This window comes from Amycolatopsis sp. NPDC051102 (assembly GCF_040682815.1).
Taxonomy (GTDB): domain Bacteria; phylum Actinomycetota; class Actinomycetes; order Mycobacteriales; family Pseudonocardiaceae; genus Amycolatopsis.
Genome location: NZ_JBFBBT010000001.1, coordinates 1,134,779 through 1,152,899 on the forward strand (window position 1 = coordinate 1,134,779; position 18,121 = coordinate 1,152,899).

An 18,121-nucleotide genomic window follows, 5' to 3' on the forward strand; every position below is an offset into this window, starting at 1 on the left:
ATCCGTTTGTTAGGGTCGCCTAAGTTTGCACCTCGGTTCGGGGTGCTGTGAGCAGCGGGAGGCTGGTCTACCGGTGAGTAACGGTGACGCTGTGCAGCAGGTGTCGGCGCTCGGGTTCTGGCGTGACCGCCTCGCCTCGGCGCCGAAGGAGCTGCCGCTGCCGATCGACCGGCCGTACCCGGCCGAGCCCGTCGCCCCGGAGGTGCTCGCCCGGCCGTGGCCCGAGGCCGACGAGCTGACCCTGCTGGCGGCGTTCACGGTGCTGCTGTCCCGGTATGCGGGAACTTCTGATGTGGTGCTCGGGATCGGCGCGCTGGTGCCGCTCCGGGTGGATCTGGGTGGCTCGCCGGGGTTCGGCGAAGTGGTCGCACGCGTCCGCGAGGCCCGGGAAGAAGCGCTGGCCCACCAGGTTCCGCTCGGCGACCTGGTCGCCGAGCTGCAGCCCGAACCGGCTCGCGGGGGATCGGTCCTGGTCAACGTGGGGTTCGGCGCCGAGACCGATTTGCCGCTCGACCTGAACCTGACGCTCGGCGGTGACACTCTCGTGGTGCGGTACCGCGCGGACGTCCTCGACGAATCCACTGTGGACCGGATGCTGGACCACCTGGAATGTCTCCTGGCCGATGCGCTGGACCGTCCACAGTGGCCGGTGTCCCGGCTCGACGTCGTGCCTGCGGGAGAACTGCACCGGATTCTCGAGGAGTGGAACGACACCGACCTCGCGACGCCGCTGTCGACGCTGCCGGAACTGTTCGCCGCCCGCGTCCGCGAACACCCGGACGCCGTGGCGCTCGTCTTCGAGGACACCGAACTCACCTACGCCGAACTCGACGCCCGCGCGAACCGGCTCGCCCACCTCCTCATCGGGCGTGGCGCCGGGCCGGAACAGGTCGTCGCGCTCGCCGTGCCGCGCTCGATCGAGATGATCGTCGCCGAGCTGGCCGTCCTCAAGGCCGGCGCCGCCTACCTGCCGCTGGACCAGGACTACCCGGCCGAGCGGATCGCGTTCATGGTGGCCGACGCCCGCCCGGTCTGCGTCGTCACCACGGGTGACCTCGCCGACCGCTTCGACGGCGAGGTTCTGCGGCTCGACGAAATCTCGTGGGACCCGGCGCCGGACCCGGCCGCGGCGATCGTCCCGGCCAACGCCGCCTACGTCATCTACACGTCCGGATCCACGGGACGGCCCAAGGGCGTCGTGGTCTCGCACGCGGGCGTGGCGAAGCTGGTCGCGACGCAGTCCGAACGGTTCGGGGTGGGTCCGCACAGCCGGGTGCTGCAGTTCGCGTCGCCGAGTTTCGACGTCGCGTTCTGGGACCTGTGCCTCGGCCTGCTTTCGGGCGGCCGCCTGGTGATCGTCCCGGCCGAGCGGCGGGTGCCCGGCCCCGAACTGGCCGGCTACGCGCACGCCCACGGCGTCGACTTCATGATCCTGCCGCCCGCCCTGCTCGCCGAGTTCCCGGACGACTGCGATCTGCCTCGCAACAGCGTGCTGCTGGCCGGGACCGAGCGGGTGTCGCCGGAACTGGTGCGCCGGTGGGCGCCGGGGCGGCGGATGTTCAACGCCTACGGCCCGACCGAGGCCACGACCAACTCCACGCTCGGCCTGTGCGACCCGGAGATCGCGCCCGGCTCGGCCGTGCCGATCGGCGTCCCGGACCCCGGCACCCGCGCGTACGTCCTCGACGCGCACCTGGCGCCGGTCCCGATCGGCGTCGTCGGCGAGCTGTACCTCGCCGGATCCGGGCTCGCGCGCGGCTATCTCGGACGGCCCGGGTTGACGGCCGAGCGGTTCGTGGCGGACCCGTTCGGCTCCGGTGGGCGGTTGTATCGGACCGGTGACCTGGTCAAATGGCTGCCGGACGGCCGGCTGGTGTTCCTGGGCCGGGCCGACGACCAGGTCAAGATCCGTGGCTACCGGATCGAGCTGGGCGAGATCGAATCCGTCCTCGCCGAACACCCTCGTGTCGGACAGTCGGTCGTCGTCGCGCAGGACGGGCAGCTGATCGCCTACGCCGTGCCGGTGCCCGACCGCGACCCGGTGGCCGAGCGGGGCCACGTCGACGAATGGCACGACGTCCACGAGGAGATGCTCGCCGGCTCCCACGGCATCGAGGAGAACTTCGCGGGCTGGAACTCCAGCTACGACGGCTCGGAAATCCCCCTCGGCGAGATGCGCGAGTGGCACGCGGCGACGATCGAGCGGATCCGGGCACTCCGGCCGAGGCGCGTCCTGGAGATCGGCGTCGGCAGCGGGCTGATCCTCTCGCGGATCGCCCCGGACGCCGAAACGTACTGGGGCGTCGACCTTTCCGAGAGCGCCATCGAGAACGTCCGGCGCGAAGTCGCCGCCGTGCCCGAACTGGCGGGCAAGGTGCACCTGGCCGCGCGGCCCGCCCACGACCTGGGCGCACTGCCGGACTTCGACACGGTGATCATCAACTCCGTCGCGCAGTACTTCCCGAGCGCCGGCTACCTCGCCGAAGTCGTGAAGACCGCCGCGGACGTCCTCGCTCCGGGCGGGACGATCTTCCTCGGCGACATCCGCAACCTGCGTTCCCTGCGCGCGTTCCGGACCGCCGTCGAGCTGCACCGCGGCCGCACCGACGTTGCCGCGGTCGACCAGGCGATCGCCCGCGAAGGCGAACTCGTGCTCGACCCGGACTTCTTCCCGGCGCTGGCCCGCGGCCTGGCCGGCTTCGACGACGTCGACCTGTGGGTGAAACGCGGCACCGCGCACAACGAGCTGACCCGGCACCGCTACGACGTCGTGCTGCGGAAGGCGCCCCGGCCCGAGCCGGGCGAGGAGCAGGTCGTCGCGTTCGGCGACCTCGGGGCGGTGGAACGGTTCCTGGCCGCCGAGACGCCGGCGCGGCTGCGCGTCACCGGGATCCCGGACGCGCGGCTGGCCGGGGAGCTGGCCGCGGTCCGCGCCTTGGACAGCGGCGACGCCGAGGCGGCGCTGACGGCCCTCGACCGCCGCGACGGCGTCGACCCGGAAGCCCTGCAGCGGCTCGGCGAGCGCGCCGGCTACCGCGTGGCGGTCACCCTGGCGCCCGACGGCGGTGAGCTGGAAGCCGTCTTCTCGAGGGGGGAAGACGGCCCGGCCTACCGTCCGGTCCGGCCGGCGGGCACACCGGGGTCGTACGCCAACAGCCCCGCGGCCCGGCGCGAAACCGGTGCGCTGGTGGCGTCGCTGCGCGCGCACGTCCGCGACCGGCTGCCGCAGTACATGGTGCCCTCGGCGTTCGTCGTCCTGGACAAGTTGCCGGTGCTGGCCTCGGGCAAGCTCGACCGCAAGGCCCTGCCGAGCCCGGAGCGGTTCGCCGCCGGTCCCGGCCGTGCGCCGCGCAACCCCGTCGAGCAGCTGCTGTGCGAGATGTTCGCCGACGTCCTCGACCTCCCGCAGGCCGGCCCGGACGACGACTTCTTCGCCCTGGGCGGGCACTCGCTGCTGGCCACCCGGCTGATCCAGCGGATCCGGGCGGCCGTCGGCGCCGAGGTGCCGGTGCGCGCGGTGTTCGACGCGCCGACGCCGGCCGCGCTCGCCGACGTCCTGGCCGGCGCGGTCACCGGCACCGAGCGGCGGCCGCTCGTACGCGTCACCGAACGGCCCGAGCGGCTGCCGCTGTCGTTCGCGCAGCAGCGGCTGTGGTTCCTGCACGGCCTCGAAGGCGGCTCGGCGACCTACAACGTCCCGCTCGTCATGCGGCTTTCGGGCGAGCTGGACGTCGCCGCCCTGCGGTCGGCGCTCAACGACGTCCTGGACCGGCACGAAGCTCTGCGGACGGTCTTCCCGGTCGTCGACGGCGTCCCGTACCAGCAGGTCCTGCCCGAAGGGACCGTCGAGCTCACCGTCCGCACAGTGTCCGATGTGGACACCGAAGTGGACACTCTCGTGCGCGGCGTGTTCGACCTGGGCGCCGGGGTGCCGGTGCGCGCGGAACTGCTCACCGACGGCCCGCGGCGGCACGTGCTGGTCCTGGTCGTGCACCACATCGCCGCCGACGGCTGGTCGCTGTCCCCGCTGTGGCGAGACATCGCGACGGCCTACCGCGCCCGCCTGCGGGGCGAAACTCCACAGTGGACGCCGCTGCCGGTGCAGTACGCGGACTACACGCTCTGGCAACGCGACCTCCTGGCCACCGAAGAGGCGGCCCAGCTCGGCTATTGGCGCGAGACACTCGACGGCCTGCCCGACCGGATCCCGCTGCCGCTCGACCGGCCGCACCCGCCGGTGTCGGCCTACCGCGGCGGCTTCTTCACCTTCGCCTGGGACGCGGGGCTCCAGGCCGGGCTCACCGACCTCGCGCGCGCCTGCGGGGCCAGCCCGTTCATGGTCGTGCACGCCGGCCTGACGGCCCTGCTGTCCCGCCTCGGCGCGGGCACCGACATCCCGATCGGCACCCCGATCGCCGGCCGCACCGACCCGGCCCTGGACGACCTCGTCGGCTTCTTCGTGAACACGCTGGTCCTGCGCGTCGACACCGGCGGCGACCCGTCGTTCCGCGAGCTCGTGGCCCGGGTGCGCGAGCGCAGCCTCGACGCGTACGCCCACCAGGACGTCCCGTTCGAGCGGCTCGTGGAAGCGCTCAACCCGGCTCGGTCGTTGGCGCACCACCCGCTGTTCCAGACCATGCTCGCCTGGCAGAACACCCCCGGCGCCGGCGTCGAGCTGCCCGGCTTGACCGTGACCGGACAGCCGGTCGGCACCGGCACGGCCAAGTTCGACCTCTGGTTCTCCTTCACCGAGCGGGCCGACGGTCTGCACGGCCAGGCCGAGTTCAACGCCGAGGTGTTCGACCGGGCCACCGTGACCGGCCTCCTCGACCGCCTGGAAGCCCTGCTCCGCCAGGTCGTCCAGGCCCCGGACCGCCGCCTCGGCTCCCTCGACGTGCTCACCCCGGCCGAGCGTGACGGGCTCGAAAAGACCTGGTCAGGTGCCATCCGGGAGGTCCCCGCGGTCACCGTGCCGGGGCTGTTCGCCGCCCAGGTCGCCCGGACGCCGGACCACCCGGCCCTGGTCTTCGAGGACGAGGAACTCACCTACGCCGAGCTGGACGCCGTCTCCAACCGCCTCGCCCGGGTGCTGGCGGAGCGCGGTGCCGGGCCCGAGCGCGTGGTCGCGCTGGCGTTGCCGCGGTCGACGCATCTGGTCACCGCCATCGTCGCGGTCCTCAAGACGGGGGCGGCCTACCTGCCGCTCGACCCGGGCTACCCGGCCGAGCGCATCGCTTTCATGCTCGAAGACGCGGCCCCGGCGCTGGTGCTGGCGACCGCGGAGACCGCCGTCCCGGGCGCGCTGCTGCTGGACGACCCGGCCACCCTCGCCGGCGTCTCGGACGCGCCCCTGGAGGTCGCGCTCCGGCCGGAAAACCCGGCGTACGTCATCTACACGTCCGGTTCGACGGGCCGGCCGAAGGGCGTCGTCGTCCCGCACGCCGGGATCGTCAACCGGCTGCTCTGGATGCAGGCCGAGTACGGCCTCACCGGCGACGACCGCGTGCTGCAGAAGACGCCGTCCAGCTTCGACGTGTCGGTGTGGGAGTTCCTCTGGCCGCTGCTCACCGGCGCGACCGAGGTCCTGGCCCGGCCCGACGGCCACAAGGATCCCGCCTACCTCGCCCGGCTGATCCGCGACCGCGGCATCACGACCGTCCACTTCGTCCCGTCGATGCTCCAGGTGTTCCTGCAGGAACCGGCCGCGGGGGAGTGCACCGGCCTGCGCCGGGTGCTGTGCAGCGGCGAAGCCCTGCCCCTCGACGCCGTCGCCCGGTTCGGCCAGGTCCTGGGCGCCGAGCTGCACAACCTCTACGGCCCGACCGAAGCCTCGGTGGACGTCACCTCGTGGCGGACGTCCATGGAGGACAGTTCCGTCCCGATCGGACTTCCGGTGTGGAACACCCGGACCTACGTGCTCGACGCCGCCCTGCGTCCGGTGCCGCCCGGCACCCCCGGCGAGCTGTACCTCGCCGGGGTCCAGTTGGCGCGCGGCTACCTCGGCCGGCCCGGGTTGACCGCGGAGCGGTTCGTCGCCGACCCGTTCGGCGCGCCCGGCTCCCGGATGTACCGCACCGGCGACCTGGCCCGCTGCCGGCCCGACGGCGTCCTCGAGTTCCTCGGCCGCGGCGACGAGCAGATCAAGATCCGCGGCTTCCGCGTCGAGCCCGGCGAGATCGCCGCGACGCTGTCCGCGCACGACGACGTCGCCCACGCCGTGGTCGTCGCCCGCGAAGACCGCCCCGGCGACGTCCGCCTGGTCGGGTACGTCGTGCCCGCCGACACCGCCGGTTCGGCCGAAGAAGAGACCGCGCAGGTCGGCGAATGGCGCGAACTGTACGACTCGATGTACTCGGGCGACGACGACGAATTCGCCGGCTGGAACTCCAGCTACACCGGCGAACCGATCCCGCGCGACGAGATGCGCGAGTGGCGCGACGCCATCGTCACGCGCATCCGTGAGCTGCGGCCGCGGCGGGTGCTCGAAATCGGCGTCGGCAGCGGTCTGCTGCTGACCGAGCTGGCCCCGCACTGCGAGGCGTACTGGGGCACGGACTTCTCCGCCGAGGTCATCACTTCCCTGGGCGAGCGTGTCACGGCCGACCCCGTGCTCGCCGGACGCGTCGAGCTGCGCACCGGCGACGCTGCCGACGTCACCGGTCTGCCGCCGGGGTTCTTCGACACCATCGTGCTCAACTCCGTCGTCCAGTACTTCCCGAGCGGGACGTACCTCCTGGACGTCGTGCGCAAGGCCCTGGACCTGCTGGCGCCGGGCGGGTCGCTGTTCGTCGGCGACGTCCGGGACCTGCGGCAGGTCCGGGCGTTCCACACGGCTGTGGCGCAGGCGCGCGGCGGCGACGTCGAACAGCGGCTGCTGCGGGAGAAGGAACTGCTCGTCGCGCCGGAGTTCTTCGCCGGTCTCGACGGCGTGGCGGCGGACATCCGGGTCAAGCGCGGCCGGGCGGTCAACGAGCTCACCCGGTTCCGCTACGACGTCGTCCTGCGCCGGGGGAACGCCGAGCCGCTCCCGGTCGAGACGCTGACGTGGGGCACCGATGTGTCCACTGTGGACGACGTGGCCGCTCGGCGCCGCGACAACCTGCGCGTCGAGGGCGTCCCGAACGGACGGCTCACCGAAGGCGTGGACCCCGAAGACTGGTACGAACTGGGTGCGGTCGTCACCTGGTCGGCCACCGGCGACGGCTCGGTCGACGTCCTGTTCACCAGCGGTGACCCGGCCGGCGCGTTCCGGCCCGGCACCGGGCCACTGCTGTCCTACACCGGCAACCCGCGGCGCTCGCGCCGGAGCACCGCCCTGCCCGCGGACCTGCGCGCCCTGGCCGCCGAACGGCTGCCGGAGCACATGGTGCCCTCGGCGATCGTCGTGCTCGACGCGCTTCCCGTGACGGCCAACGGCAAGCTGGACCACCGTGCCCTGCCCGCCCCCGACCCGGTGGCACCCGTTTCCGATCGCGAGCCGCGCACCCCGGTCGAACGGCAGCTGTGCGAGCTGTTCGCCGACGTCCTCGGCCTGCCGCGGGTCGGCCCGGACGACAGCTTCTTCGCCCTCGGCGGCCATTCGCTGCTGGCCACCCGGCTGATCGCCCGCGTCCGCGCCGCCCTGCACGCCGAGCTCGAGGTGCGGTCGGTCTTCGAGACGCCGACCCCGGCCGGCCTGGCCGCGGTGCTCGCCACCGCCCGCGGGACCGCGCGGCCGCCGCTGGTCGCCACCCGCCGTCCGGACTTCCTGCCGCTGTCCGGCGCGCAGCAGCGGCTGTGGTTCCTGCACCACCTCGAAGGACCGTCGGCCACCTACAACGTCCCGCTCGTCATGCGGCTGGAGGGTGATCTCGACGTCGACGCGCTGCGGCTGGCGCTGTCCGATGTGGTCGCCCGGCACGAGGCCCTGCGCACCCGGTTCCCGCAGCGGGACGGCGTGCCCTACCAGGACATCCTCCCGGCCGGAGAAGCCCAGCTTCCGGTGCGCGAGGTCGACGAGCTCGGCGCGGCCCTGACCGGGCTCGTCCGCGGCTCGTTCGACCTGGAACGGCACGCGCCGATGCGCGCCGAACTGCTGCGGCTGGGCGCGCGGGAGCACGTCTTCGCGCTGGTGTTCCACCACATCGCCTCCGACGGGTGGTCGATGGCTCCGCTGTGGCGGGACATCGCCACGGCCTACGCCGCCCGGCGTGCCGGTGAAGCTCCACAGTGGACGAAACTGCCGGTGCAGTACGCGGATTACACGCTGTGGCAGCAGGAACTGCTCGGCCACGAGGACGACCCCGACAGCGTGCTGAGCACGCAGCTGGACTACTGGCGGGACACCCTGGACGGCCTGCCGGACCGGATCGAGCTGCCGCTGGACCGGCCGCACCCGTCAGCCGCGACCTTCCGCGGTGAGCTGCACACCTTCACCTGGGACGCCGGGCTGCACGCCCGGCTGGCCGAACTGGCCCGCGAGAGCGGCGCCAGCGTGTTCATGGTCGTGCACGCGGCGCTGGCGGCACTGCTCACCCGGCTGGGCGCGGGCACCGACGTCCCGATCGGCTCGCCGATCGCCGGCCGCACCGACCCGGCGCTCGACGACCTCGTCGGCTTCTTCGTCAACACCCTGGTCCTGCGCGTGGACACCGGCGGCGAGCCGACGTTCCGCGAACTGCTCGCCCGGGTCCGCGAGCGCAACCTCGACGCGTACGCCCACCAGGACGTCCCGTTCGAGCGCCTGGTCGAGGTGCTCAACCCGGCGCGGTCGCTGTCGTACCACCCGCTGTTCCAGGTCATGCTCGCCGGCCAGAACAACGCCCGCGCCGAGGTGACCCTGCCCGGCCTGGCCGTCACCGAGGTCCCGGTGACCACCGGGACGTCGAAGTTCGACCTCTCGATCTCGCTGACCGAACGCGACGCCGGGATCGACGGCGTGCTGGAGTTCAACGCCGACGTCTTCGACCACCCGGGCGCGCACGCGATCCTCCGCCGGCTCGAAGTGCTGCTGCGCGCCGCGGTGGCCGAGCCCGACCGTCCGGTTGGCGCCCTGGACCTCCTGGCCGGGGACGAGCGCGCCCGCGTGCTCACCGAGTGGGCGGGTTCCCCGGATCCGGCGGGCACCGAAACGTTCCCCGGGATGTTCGCCCGGCGCGTCGCCGAAGCGCCCGGCGCGGTGGCGCTCGTGTTCGAGGACGTCGAGCTCACCTACGCCGAGGTGGACGCCCGCGCCAACCGGCTCGCGCACCTGCTGCTCGAGCGCGGCGCCGGGCCGGAACGGGTGGTCGCGCTGGCCGTGCCGCGCTCGGTGGAGATGATCGTCGCCGAGCTGGCGGTGCTCAAGGCCGGTGCCGCGTACCTGCCGATCGACGTCGACTACCCGGGCGACCGGATCGCCTACATGGTCGACGACGCGGCACCGGTGTGCGTGGTGACGACCGCGGACATCGAGGCGAAGCTGCCCGCGTCCCTGCCGCGGGTGCTCTTGGAAGACCCGGCTCTGGCGCGGATGTCCACTGAGGACCCGTCGGTGGTGGTCCGGCCGGAGAACGCGGCTTACGTGATCTACACGTCCGGCTCGTCCGGACGGCCGAAGGGCGTCGTCCTCCAGCACTCGGGCGTTGCGAAGCTGGTTGCCACCCAGGTCGAACGGTTCGGGGTGGGTCCGCACAGCCGGGTGCTGCAGTTCGCGTCGCCGAGTTTCGACGTCGCGTTCTGGGACCTGTGCCTCGGCCTGCTTTCGGGCGGCTGCCTGGTCGTCGTCCCGGCCGAGCGGCGGGTCGCGGGCCCGGCGTTGACCGAGTACGCGCACGCGCACGGCGTCGACTTCATGATCCTGCCGCCGGCGCTGCTCGACGCCCTGCCGGAGGACTGCGATCTGCCACGGGACAGCGTGCTGCTGGCGGGGACGGAACGGGTGTCGCCGGAGCTGGTGCGGCGGTGGGCGCCGGGGCGGCGGATGTTCAACGCTTACGGCCCGACCGAAGCGACCACCAACTCGACCCTCGGCGAGAGCGACCCGGCCGAGCTGGCGGACGCGACGGTCGTCCCGATCGGCATTCCCGACCCCGGTACCCGGGCCTACGTGCTCGACGCCGGGCTGCGGCCGGTGCCGCCCGGCGTGGTGGGGGAGCTGTACCTCGCCGGATCCGGGCTGGCCCGCGGCTATCTCGGACGGCCGGGGTTGACGGCCGAGCGGTTCGTGGCGGACCCGTTCGGCTCCGGTGGGCGGTTGTATCGGACCGGTGACCTGGTCAAGTGGCTGCCGGACGGCCGGCTGGTGTTCCTGGGCCGGGCCGACGACCAGGTCAAGATCCGGGGCTACCGGATCGAGCTGGGCGAGATCGAGTCCGTCCTCGCCGAACACCCGGCCGTCGGCCAGTCCGTGGTCGTCGCCCAGGACGGGCGGCTCATCGCCTACGCCGTGCCGTCGGCCGGTCGGGACGAGGAAGCGGAACTGGAGCACGTCGGCGAGTGGCGTGAGCTGCACGAGAACGTCTTCACCGAAGCCGCGTCCGGCGGGCTGGAAGAGAACTTCACCGGCTGGAACTCCAGCTACGACGGCTCCGAAATCCCCCGCGACGAGATGCGCGAGTGGCACGCGGCGACGATCGACCGGATCCGCTCGCTGCGGCCCAAGCGCGTGCTGGAGATCGGTGTCGGCAGCGGCCTGATCCTCTCGCGCATCGCCCCCGACGCCGAGGAGTACTGGGGCGTCGACCTGTCGGAGAAGGCCATCGCCAACCTGCGGCGCGAACTCGCGGCGACGCCGTTCGCGAGCAAGGTCCACCTGGCCGCGCGGCCCGCCCACGACCTGGGCGAGCTGCCGGGCTTCGACACGGTGATCATCAATTCGGTCGCCCAGTACTTCCCGAGCGTCGGCTACCTCGCCGAAGTCGTGAAGACGGCCGCGGCGCACGTCCGGCCGGGCGGTGCCGTCTTCCTCGGCGACATCCGCAACCTCCGTTCGCTGCGGGCGTTTCGGACGGCGACGGAGCTGCGCCACGGCCGCCGCACGGTTGCCGCGGTGGACCAGGCGATCGCCCGTGAAGGCGAGCTGATCCTGGACCCCGGCTTCTTCCCCGCACTGGCCCGTGAACTCGACGGCTTCGGCGACGTAGACCTGTGGGTCAAGCGGGGCCACGCGCACAACGAGCTGACCCGGCACCGCTACGACGTCGTGCTGCGGAAGGCCCCGAAGCCCGCCGAGGTCACCGAGCAGGTCGTGCCCTTCCGATCCGTCGGCGAACTGGACCGGCTCCTGACCGCGCGCCCGGCCCGGCTGCGCGTGACCGGCGTGCCCGACGCCAGGCTGTCCGGGGAACTCGCCGCCGTCGCCGCGCTGGCGGTGGGCGACGCCGAGACGGCACTGTCGGCGTTGGACGAGCGGTCCGGAGTGGACCCCGAGGCCCTGCACGAACTCGGCGAGCGCCACGGTTATCGCGTGTACGCGACCCTCGCCGCGGACGAGGGCGCGCTGGAAGCGGTGTTCACCACGGGTGAGCCCGTCCGGATCCACCGCGGCCGCCCGGCGCGGGTCGCGCCGGCAGCGCTGGGCAACCACCCGGCCGGGCAGCGGGACACGAACGCGCTGGTGACGGCGCTGCGGGCGCACGTGCGCGACCGGCTGCCGCAGTACATGGTGCCGTCGGCGTTCGTGCTCCTGGACCGGTTGCCGCTGCTGGCTTCCGGCAAGCTGGACCGCCGGGCGCTGCCGAGCCCGGACCGGCAGGCGGCGTCCGCCGGCCGGGCCCCGCGGACGCCGGTCGAAGAAGTCCTGTGCGGACTCTTCGCCGAGGTCCTCGACACGGCGTCGGCCGGCGTCGACGACGACTTCTTCGCCCTCGGCGGGCACTCCCTGCTGGCGACCCGGCTGGTCGCGCGGCTGCGCGCGGTGTTCGGCGTCGAGCTGCAGGTGCGGTCGGTGTTCGAGACGCCGACGGTGGCGGGGCTGGCCGCGCTGTTGTCCACATCGGACTCGTCCGCCGCGCGGCCGGCGCTGGTGCGCGCCGAGCCGCGGCCGGCGGTGCTGCCGTTGTCGTTCGCCCAGCAGCGCCTGTGGTTCCTGTACCGCCTCGAAGGGCCGTCGGCGACCTACAACATGCCGACGGCGGTCCGGCTGACCGGCGACCTCGACGTCGACGCGCTGCGCACGGCACTGTCCGATGTGGTCGAGCGGCACGAAGCCCTGCGCACGGTGTTCCCCGAGACCGACGGGGAAGCCCGGCAGCTCGTGCTCGACGACGTCACGATCCCGCTGCCGGTCGGCACGGTCACCGAAACGACCCTCGCCGACGCGGTGTCCGAGGCCGCCGGCACTGTGTTCGAGCTGGCGTCGGAGATCCCGCTGCGGGCCACGCTGCTCCGCCTGGGAGCCCACGAGCACGTCCTCGTGCTCGTGTTCCACCACATCGCGTCCGACGGCTGGTCGACCGCCCCGCTGTGGCGGGACCTGGCGACCGCCTACACCGCCCGCCGGGCCGGCGAGAATCCCCAGTGGACTCCGCTGCCGGTGCAGTACGCCGACTACACGCTGTGGCAGCGGGACGTCCTCGGCGAGCCGGTCATCGAGCCGCAGCTGGCCTACTGGCGTGAGGCGCTGGCGGGCCTGCCCGAGCGCATCGAGCTGCCCACCGACCGGCCGCACCCGGCGGAGGCGTCCTACCGCGGCGAGCAGTTCGCCTTCGGCTGGGACGCGCAGCTCCACAGTGGACTCGTCGAGCTGGCCCGCGCGTGCGGAGCCAGCGTGTTCATGGTCGTGCACGCCGGGCTCACCGCGGTGCTCACCCGGCTCGGCGTGGGCACCGACATCCCGCTCGGCACGTCCATCGCCGGCCGCACCGACGCCGCGCTCGACGACCTCGTCGGCTTCTTCGTCAACACCCTCGTGCTGCGCGTGGACACCGGCGGCGACCCGTCGTTCCGCGACCTGGTGGCCCGGGTGCGGGACCGCAGCCTCGACGCCTACGCCCACCAGGACGTGCCGTTCGAGCGCCTGGTCGAAGCGCTGAACCCGGTCCGGTCGCCGGCGTACCACCCGCTGTTCCAGACGATGCTCGCGTGGCAGAACAACGCCGTCGCCGACATCACCCTGCCGGGCCTGACCGTCGCGGAGGAACCGGTCCGCACCGGCACCGCGCGGGCCGACCTGACGTTCTTCGTCGGCGAGCGGCCTGGGCACCAGGCCGGGATCCACGGCACCGCGGAGTACAACAGCGACGTCTTCGACCGCGGGAGCGTCGAGACGATCCTGGAACGGCTCCGGACGCTCCTGGCCGCCGTCGTCGCCGACCCGGACACCCGGATCGGCGCCGTCGACCTGCTCACCGGCGCCGAACACGAGCAGCTCGCCGCGGCCCCCGCGACACCGCTGCCCGCGGAGACGGCCGCCGGACTCTTCTCGGCGCAGGTCGCGCGGACGCCGGACGCGCTCGCCTTGGTGTTCGGCTCGGAGCGGCTCACCTACGCCGAGCTGGACGCGCGAGCGACGGCGCTGGCCCGGGCGTTGCTCGCGCGGGGCGCGGGGCCGGAACGGGTGGTCGCGGTCGCGCTGCCGCGGTCGGCCGACCTGGTCGTCGCGCTCCTGGCGGTGCTCAAGACCGGCGCCGCCTACCTGCCCCTGGACCTGAACCACCCGGCCGGCCGCATCGAGCTGATGCTCACCGACGCGGCGCCGCACCTCGTCGTCGCCGAGGACGGCTTCGGGGACCGGCTGGTCCGGCCCGGCGACACCGGGCCGGCACCGGCCTGGCCGTCGATCCGCCCGGACCACCCGGCGTACGTCATCTTCACGTCGGGCTCGACCGGCCGCCCGAAGGCGGTCGCCGGCACCCAGCGCGCCCTGGCCAACCGGCTGCACTGGGGTCAGGACGTCGCTCGGGGCGTGCGCCTCGCCAAGAGCGCGCTGACGTTCATCGACGGCTCGACCGAACTGCTCGGCGGCCTCGTCGCGGGCGACCCGGTGGTCCTCGCCGATGACGCGACGGCCGCCGACCCGGGCGCGCTGGCCGAGCTCGTGCGGACGTCGGGCGCGCAAGTGCTGACCGTGGTGCCGAGCCTGCTGGACACCTTCGCCGAAGACGCCCCGGCCGGCGCGTTCGGCTCGGTGAGCACGTGGATCACCAGCGGTGAACCGCTTTCCGCCGCCCTCGCCGAGAAGGTCGCCGCCCGCTGGCCGTCGGCGAAGCTGGTCAACCTCTACGGCTGTTCGGAAGTCGCCGGCGACAGCCTGGCGCAGGTCTGCGGCCCGGTGGCCATCGGGCGGCCGATCGCGAACACCCGTGCGTACGTCCTCGATGCGGCGCTGCGGCCGGTGCCGCCCGGCGTCCGCGGCGAGCTATACCTCGCCGGCGCGGGAGTCGCCCGGGGTTACCTCGGCCGGCCGGCGCTCACCGCCGAACGGTTCGTCGCCTCGCCGTTCGAGCCGGGGGAGCGGATGTACCGGACCGGCGACCTCGTCCGCCGCCGCGCCGACGGGGCCCTGGACTTCCTCGGCCGCGCCGACCAGCAGCTCAAGATCCGCGGGTTCCGCGTCGAGCCGGGCGAGGTGGAAGCCGCGCTGACGGCCGGCGCTTCGGTGGCGCGCGCCGCCGTGATCGCCCGGGAGAACCGGCTGATCGCCTACGTGGCGCCGTCGGGTGACCCGGTCGCGCTGCGGGCGTCGCTCGCCGCGCGGCTGCCGGAGTACCTGGTGCCGTCGGCGATCGTCGTGCTGCCCGAGCTGCCGGTGAACGCCAACGGCAAGCTCGACCGCGCCGCCCTGCCGGACCCGCAGGTGCGCGCATCCGGCCGCGGCCCGCGGACCCCGGCCCAACAGGCGTTGTGCGAACTGTTCGCCGACGTCCTCGGCGTGCCGGCGGTCGGCCCGGACGACGGGTTCTTCGCGCTCGGCGGGCACTCGCTCCTGGCGACGCGGCTGGTCAGCCGGATCCGCGCGCTGCTCGGCGTGGAGGTGCCGATCCGGGCGGTGTTCGACGCGCCGACCCCGGCCCGCCTCGCCGAGCTCCTGGACCCGGGCCGGCGCAGCCGTCCGGCGCTGGTCCCGGCCGCGCGGCCGGCCGTCCTGCCGCTGTCGTTCGCGCAGCAGCGGCTGTGGTTCCTCGACCGCCTGGACGGGCCCGCCGCGACCTACAACATCCCGTGGGCGTGGGAACTCACCGGCCCGGTCGACGTCGTCGCGCTGCGGGCCGCGCTCGGCGACGTCGTGGCGCGGCACGAGATCCTCCGGACGCTGCTGGTCGAGGAGCAGGGCACGCCGCGGCAGGTCGTGCTCGACCACGCGCGCCCGGTGCTGGTCACCGAGACCGTCGCCGAGGCGGACCTCGGCGAGCGCGTCACCGCCGCCGCGTCGTACTGCTTCGCCCTCGACGCCGAGATCCCGATCCGGGCGACGCTGCTCTCGGCCGGCCCCGACCGGCACGTGTTCGTGCTGCTGGTGCACCACGTCGCCGGAGACGGCTGGTCGCTGCCGCCGCTCAAGCGGGACCTGGACACCGCGTACGCGGCCCGGCTCCGCGGCGAAAGTCCACGGTGGACGCCGTTGCCGGTGCAGTACGCGGACTACACGCTGTGGCAGCGGGAGCTGTTCGGCCGGGCCGACGACCCCGGGAGCCTGCTCGGCCGGCAGGCGGCGTTCTGGCGGGACACCCTCGCCGGCCTGCCCGACGAGCTGGCCCTCCCGGCGGACCGGCCACGCCCGGCGCGGTCGACCAACCGGGGCGGCGCCGTGCCGTTCACCGTGCCCGCTTCCGTCCACCGAGGACTGCGGGAGCTGGCCCACCGGAGCAGCACCAGCACGTTCATGGTCCTGCAGGCGACGCTCGCGGCGCTGCTGACCCGGCTCGGCGCGGGCACCGACATCCCGCTGGGCACGCCGGTGGCCGGCCGCACCGACCACGCACTGGAGGACCTCGCCGGGTTCTTCGTCAACACCCTCGTCCTGCGCACCGACACCGGCGGCGACCCGACGTTCCGCGAGCTCCTGGCCCGCGTCCGGGAAGCCGACCTGGCCGCGTACGCCCACCAGGACCTGCCGTTCGAGCACCTCGTCGAACTGCTCAACCCACCCCGGTCGCTGGCCCGGCACCCGCTGTTCCAGGTGATGCTCGCGGTCTACCACTCGGGTTCGGAGCCGGAACGGCTGCTCGGCCTGGACGCGGCCTACCGGGACACCGGGCTGCGGCAGGCGAAGTTCGACCTGTCGTTCGACCTGGTCGAGACGGCCGAAGGCATCGAGGGCGACCTCGAGTTCAGCCTCGACCTCTTCGACGAGCCCACGGCGCGGACGCTCACCGAACGCCTGGTTCGGCTCATGACGGCCGTCGTCGCGGACCCGGACCGGCCGCTGAGCCGGCTCGACGTCCTCGATCCGCGCGAGCGTGACCGGATCCTGCACGACTGGGGCACCGGAGCACCGCTGACGCTGGCGGCGCCGACGGTCGTGGACCGGCTGGCCGCCCAGGTGGCGGCGACACCGGACGCGATCGCGCTGAGCGACGCGGACTCGAGCGTCACGTTCGCGGAGTTCGCCGCGCGCACCGACCGCCTCGCCCGCTGGCTGGCTTCCCGGGGTGCCGGTCCGGAGAAGGTCGTGGCGCTGGTGCTGCCCCGATCGGCAGCCGTCGTCGAGGCGATCTTCGGCGTGTTCAAGACGGGCGCGGCCTACCTGCCGGTGGACCCGGACCAGCCGGCGGACCGGATCGCGGCGATCCTCGCCGACGCCGGGGCCGCACTGGTGCTCACCAGCCGTTCGCTGCCCTTCGTCGTCCCCGGCGCGCTGTTCGTCGAAGACGTCGTGGACAGCTCCGCGGTGCTCACCCCGCCGTCGCCCGCGAACCCGGCGTACGTGCTCTACACGTCGGGGTCCACGGGCAAGCCGAAGGGCGTGGTCGTCCCGCACTCCGGGCTGGTGAACCTGTTCCACAGCCACCGCGAGACGCTCTACCGGCCGGCGGTCGCCGCGGCGGGCGGGCGGCGGCTGCGCGTCGGGCACGCGTGGGCGTTCTTCTTCGACGCCTCCTGGCAGCCGCAGCTGTGGCTGCTCGACGGGCACGAGGTGCACGTCGTCGACGACGACACCCGCCGTGATCCGGACCGGCTGGCGGCGGTGGTGCGCGACCGCGGGCTCGACTTCCTCGAGCTCACGCCGTCGCACTTCGCCCAGCTGGCCGCGGCCGGCGTGGTCGCGGACGGCCGGTGCGCCCTCGGCGTGGTCGGCGTCGGCGGTGAAGCCGTGTCGCAGACGCTGTGGGAGACGTTGTCGTCGATGCCGGGCACGGAGGCGTACAACCTCTACGGCCCGACCGAGGCCACTGTGGACGCTCTGGTCGGCCGCTTCGGCGACGCCGACCGGCCGGTGATCGGGCGTCCGGTGCACAACACGCGGGCCTACGTCCTCGACGGCGGCCTCTCGCCGGTCCCGGCCGGCGTGCCGGGCGAGCTGTACCTGGCCGGCGCCGGGCTGGCCCGCGGCTACCACGGGCGGCCGGCGCTCACCGCGGAGCGGTTCGTCGCCTCGCCGTTCGAACCGGGGGAGCGGATGTACCGCACCGGCGACCTCGTGCGGTGGCGGCCCGGCGGGCAGCTCGAATACCTCGGGCGCACCGACGACCAGGTCAAGATCCGCGGATTCCGGATCGAACCGGGCGAGATCGAGACGGCCCTGACCCGGCACGACGACGTCTCGCAGGCGCTGGTCGTGGTCCGCGAAGACCGCGGCAAGCGGCTCGTCGCCTACACGACCCCGGCGACCGCGGATCCCGTGCGGCTGCGGGAGTTCCTCGCCCGGTCGCTGCCGGAGTACATGGTGCCGGCCGCGATCGTCCCGCTGGCGGCGTTCCCCGTGACGGCCAACGGGAAGCTGGACAAGGCGGCGCTGCCGGCGCCCGAGTTCGAAACCCGGGGCCGGGCGCCGGAGACGCCGCTCGAGAAGGCCCTCTGCGAGATCTTCGCGGAGGTGCTGGACGTCGCCGTCGTCGGCGCCGACGACGACCTGTTCACCCTCGGCGGCCACTCGATGCTGCTCGTGGTCCTGCGCAACCGGATCACCGAACGGCTCGGGACCGAGCTGCCCATCGCCGAGTTCTTCCGCACCCCCACCGCGGCGGGCCTCGCCGCGCTGTTGACCCGAGACACGGAGTAG

Annotated in this window: 1 protein-coding gene; it reads left to right on the forward strand. The window is 73.6% G+C overall.

The features are described from left to right. Positions 1-91: 91 nt before the first annotated feature. Positions 92-18,121 carry an amino acid adenylation domain-containing protein gene (locus AB0M93_RS04720; RefSeq protein ID WP_364268399.1) on the forward strand — a complete coding sequence of 6,010 codons (18,030 nt, stop codon included), beginning with the start codon at positions 92-94 and terminating at the stop codon, positions 18,119-18,121.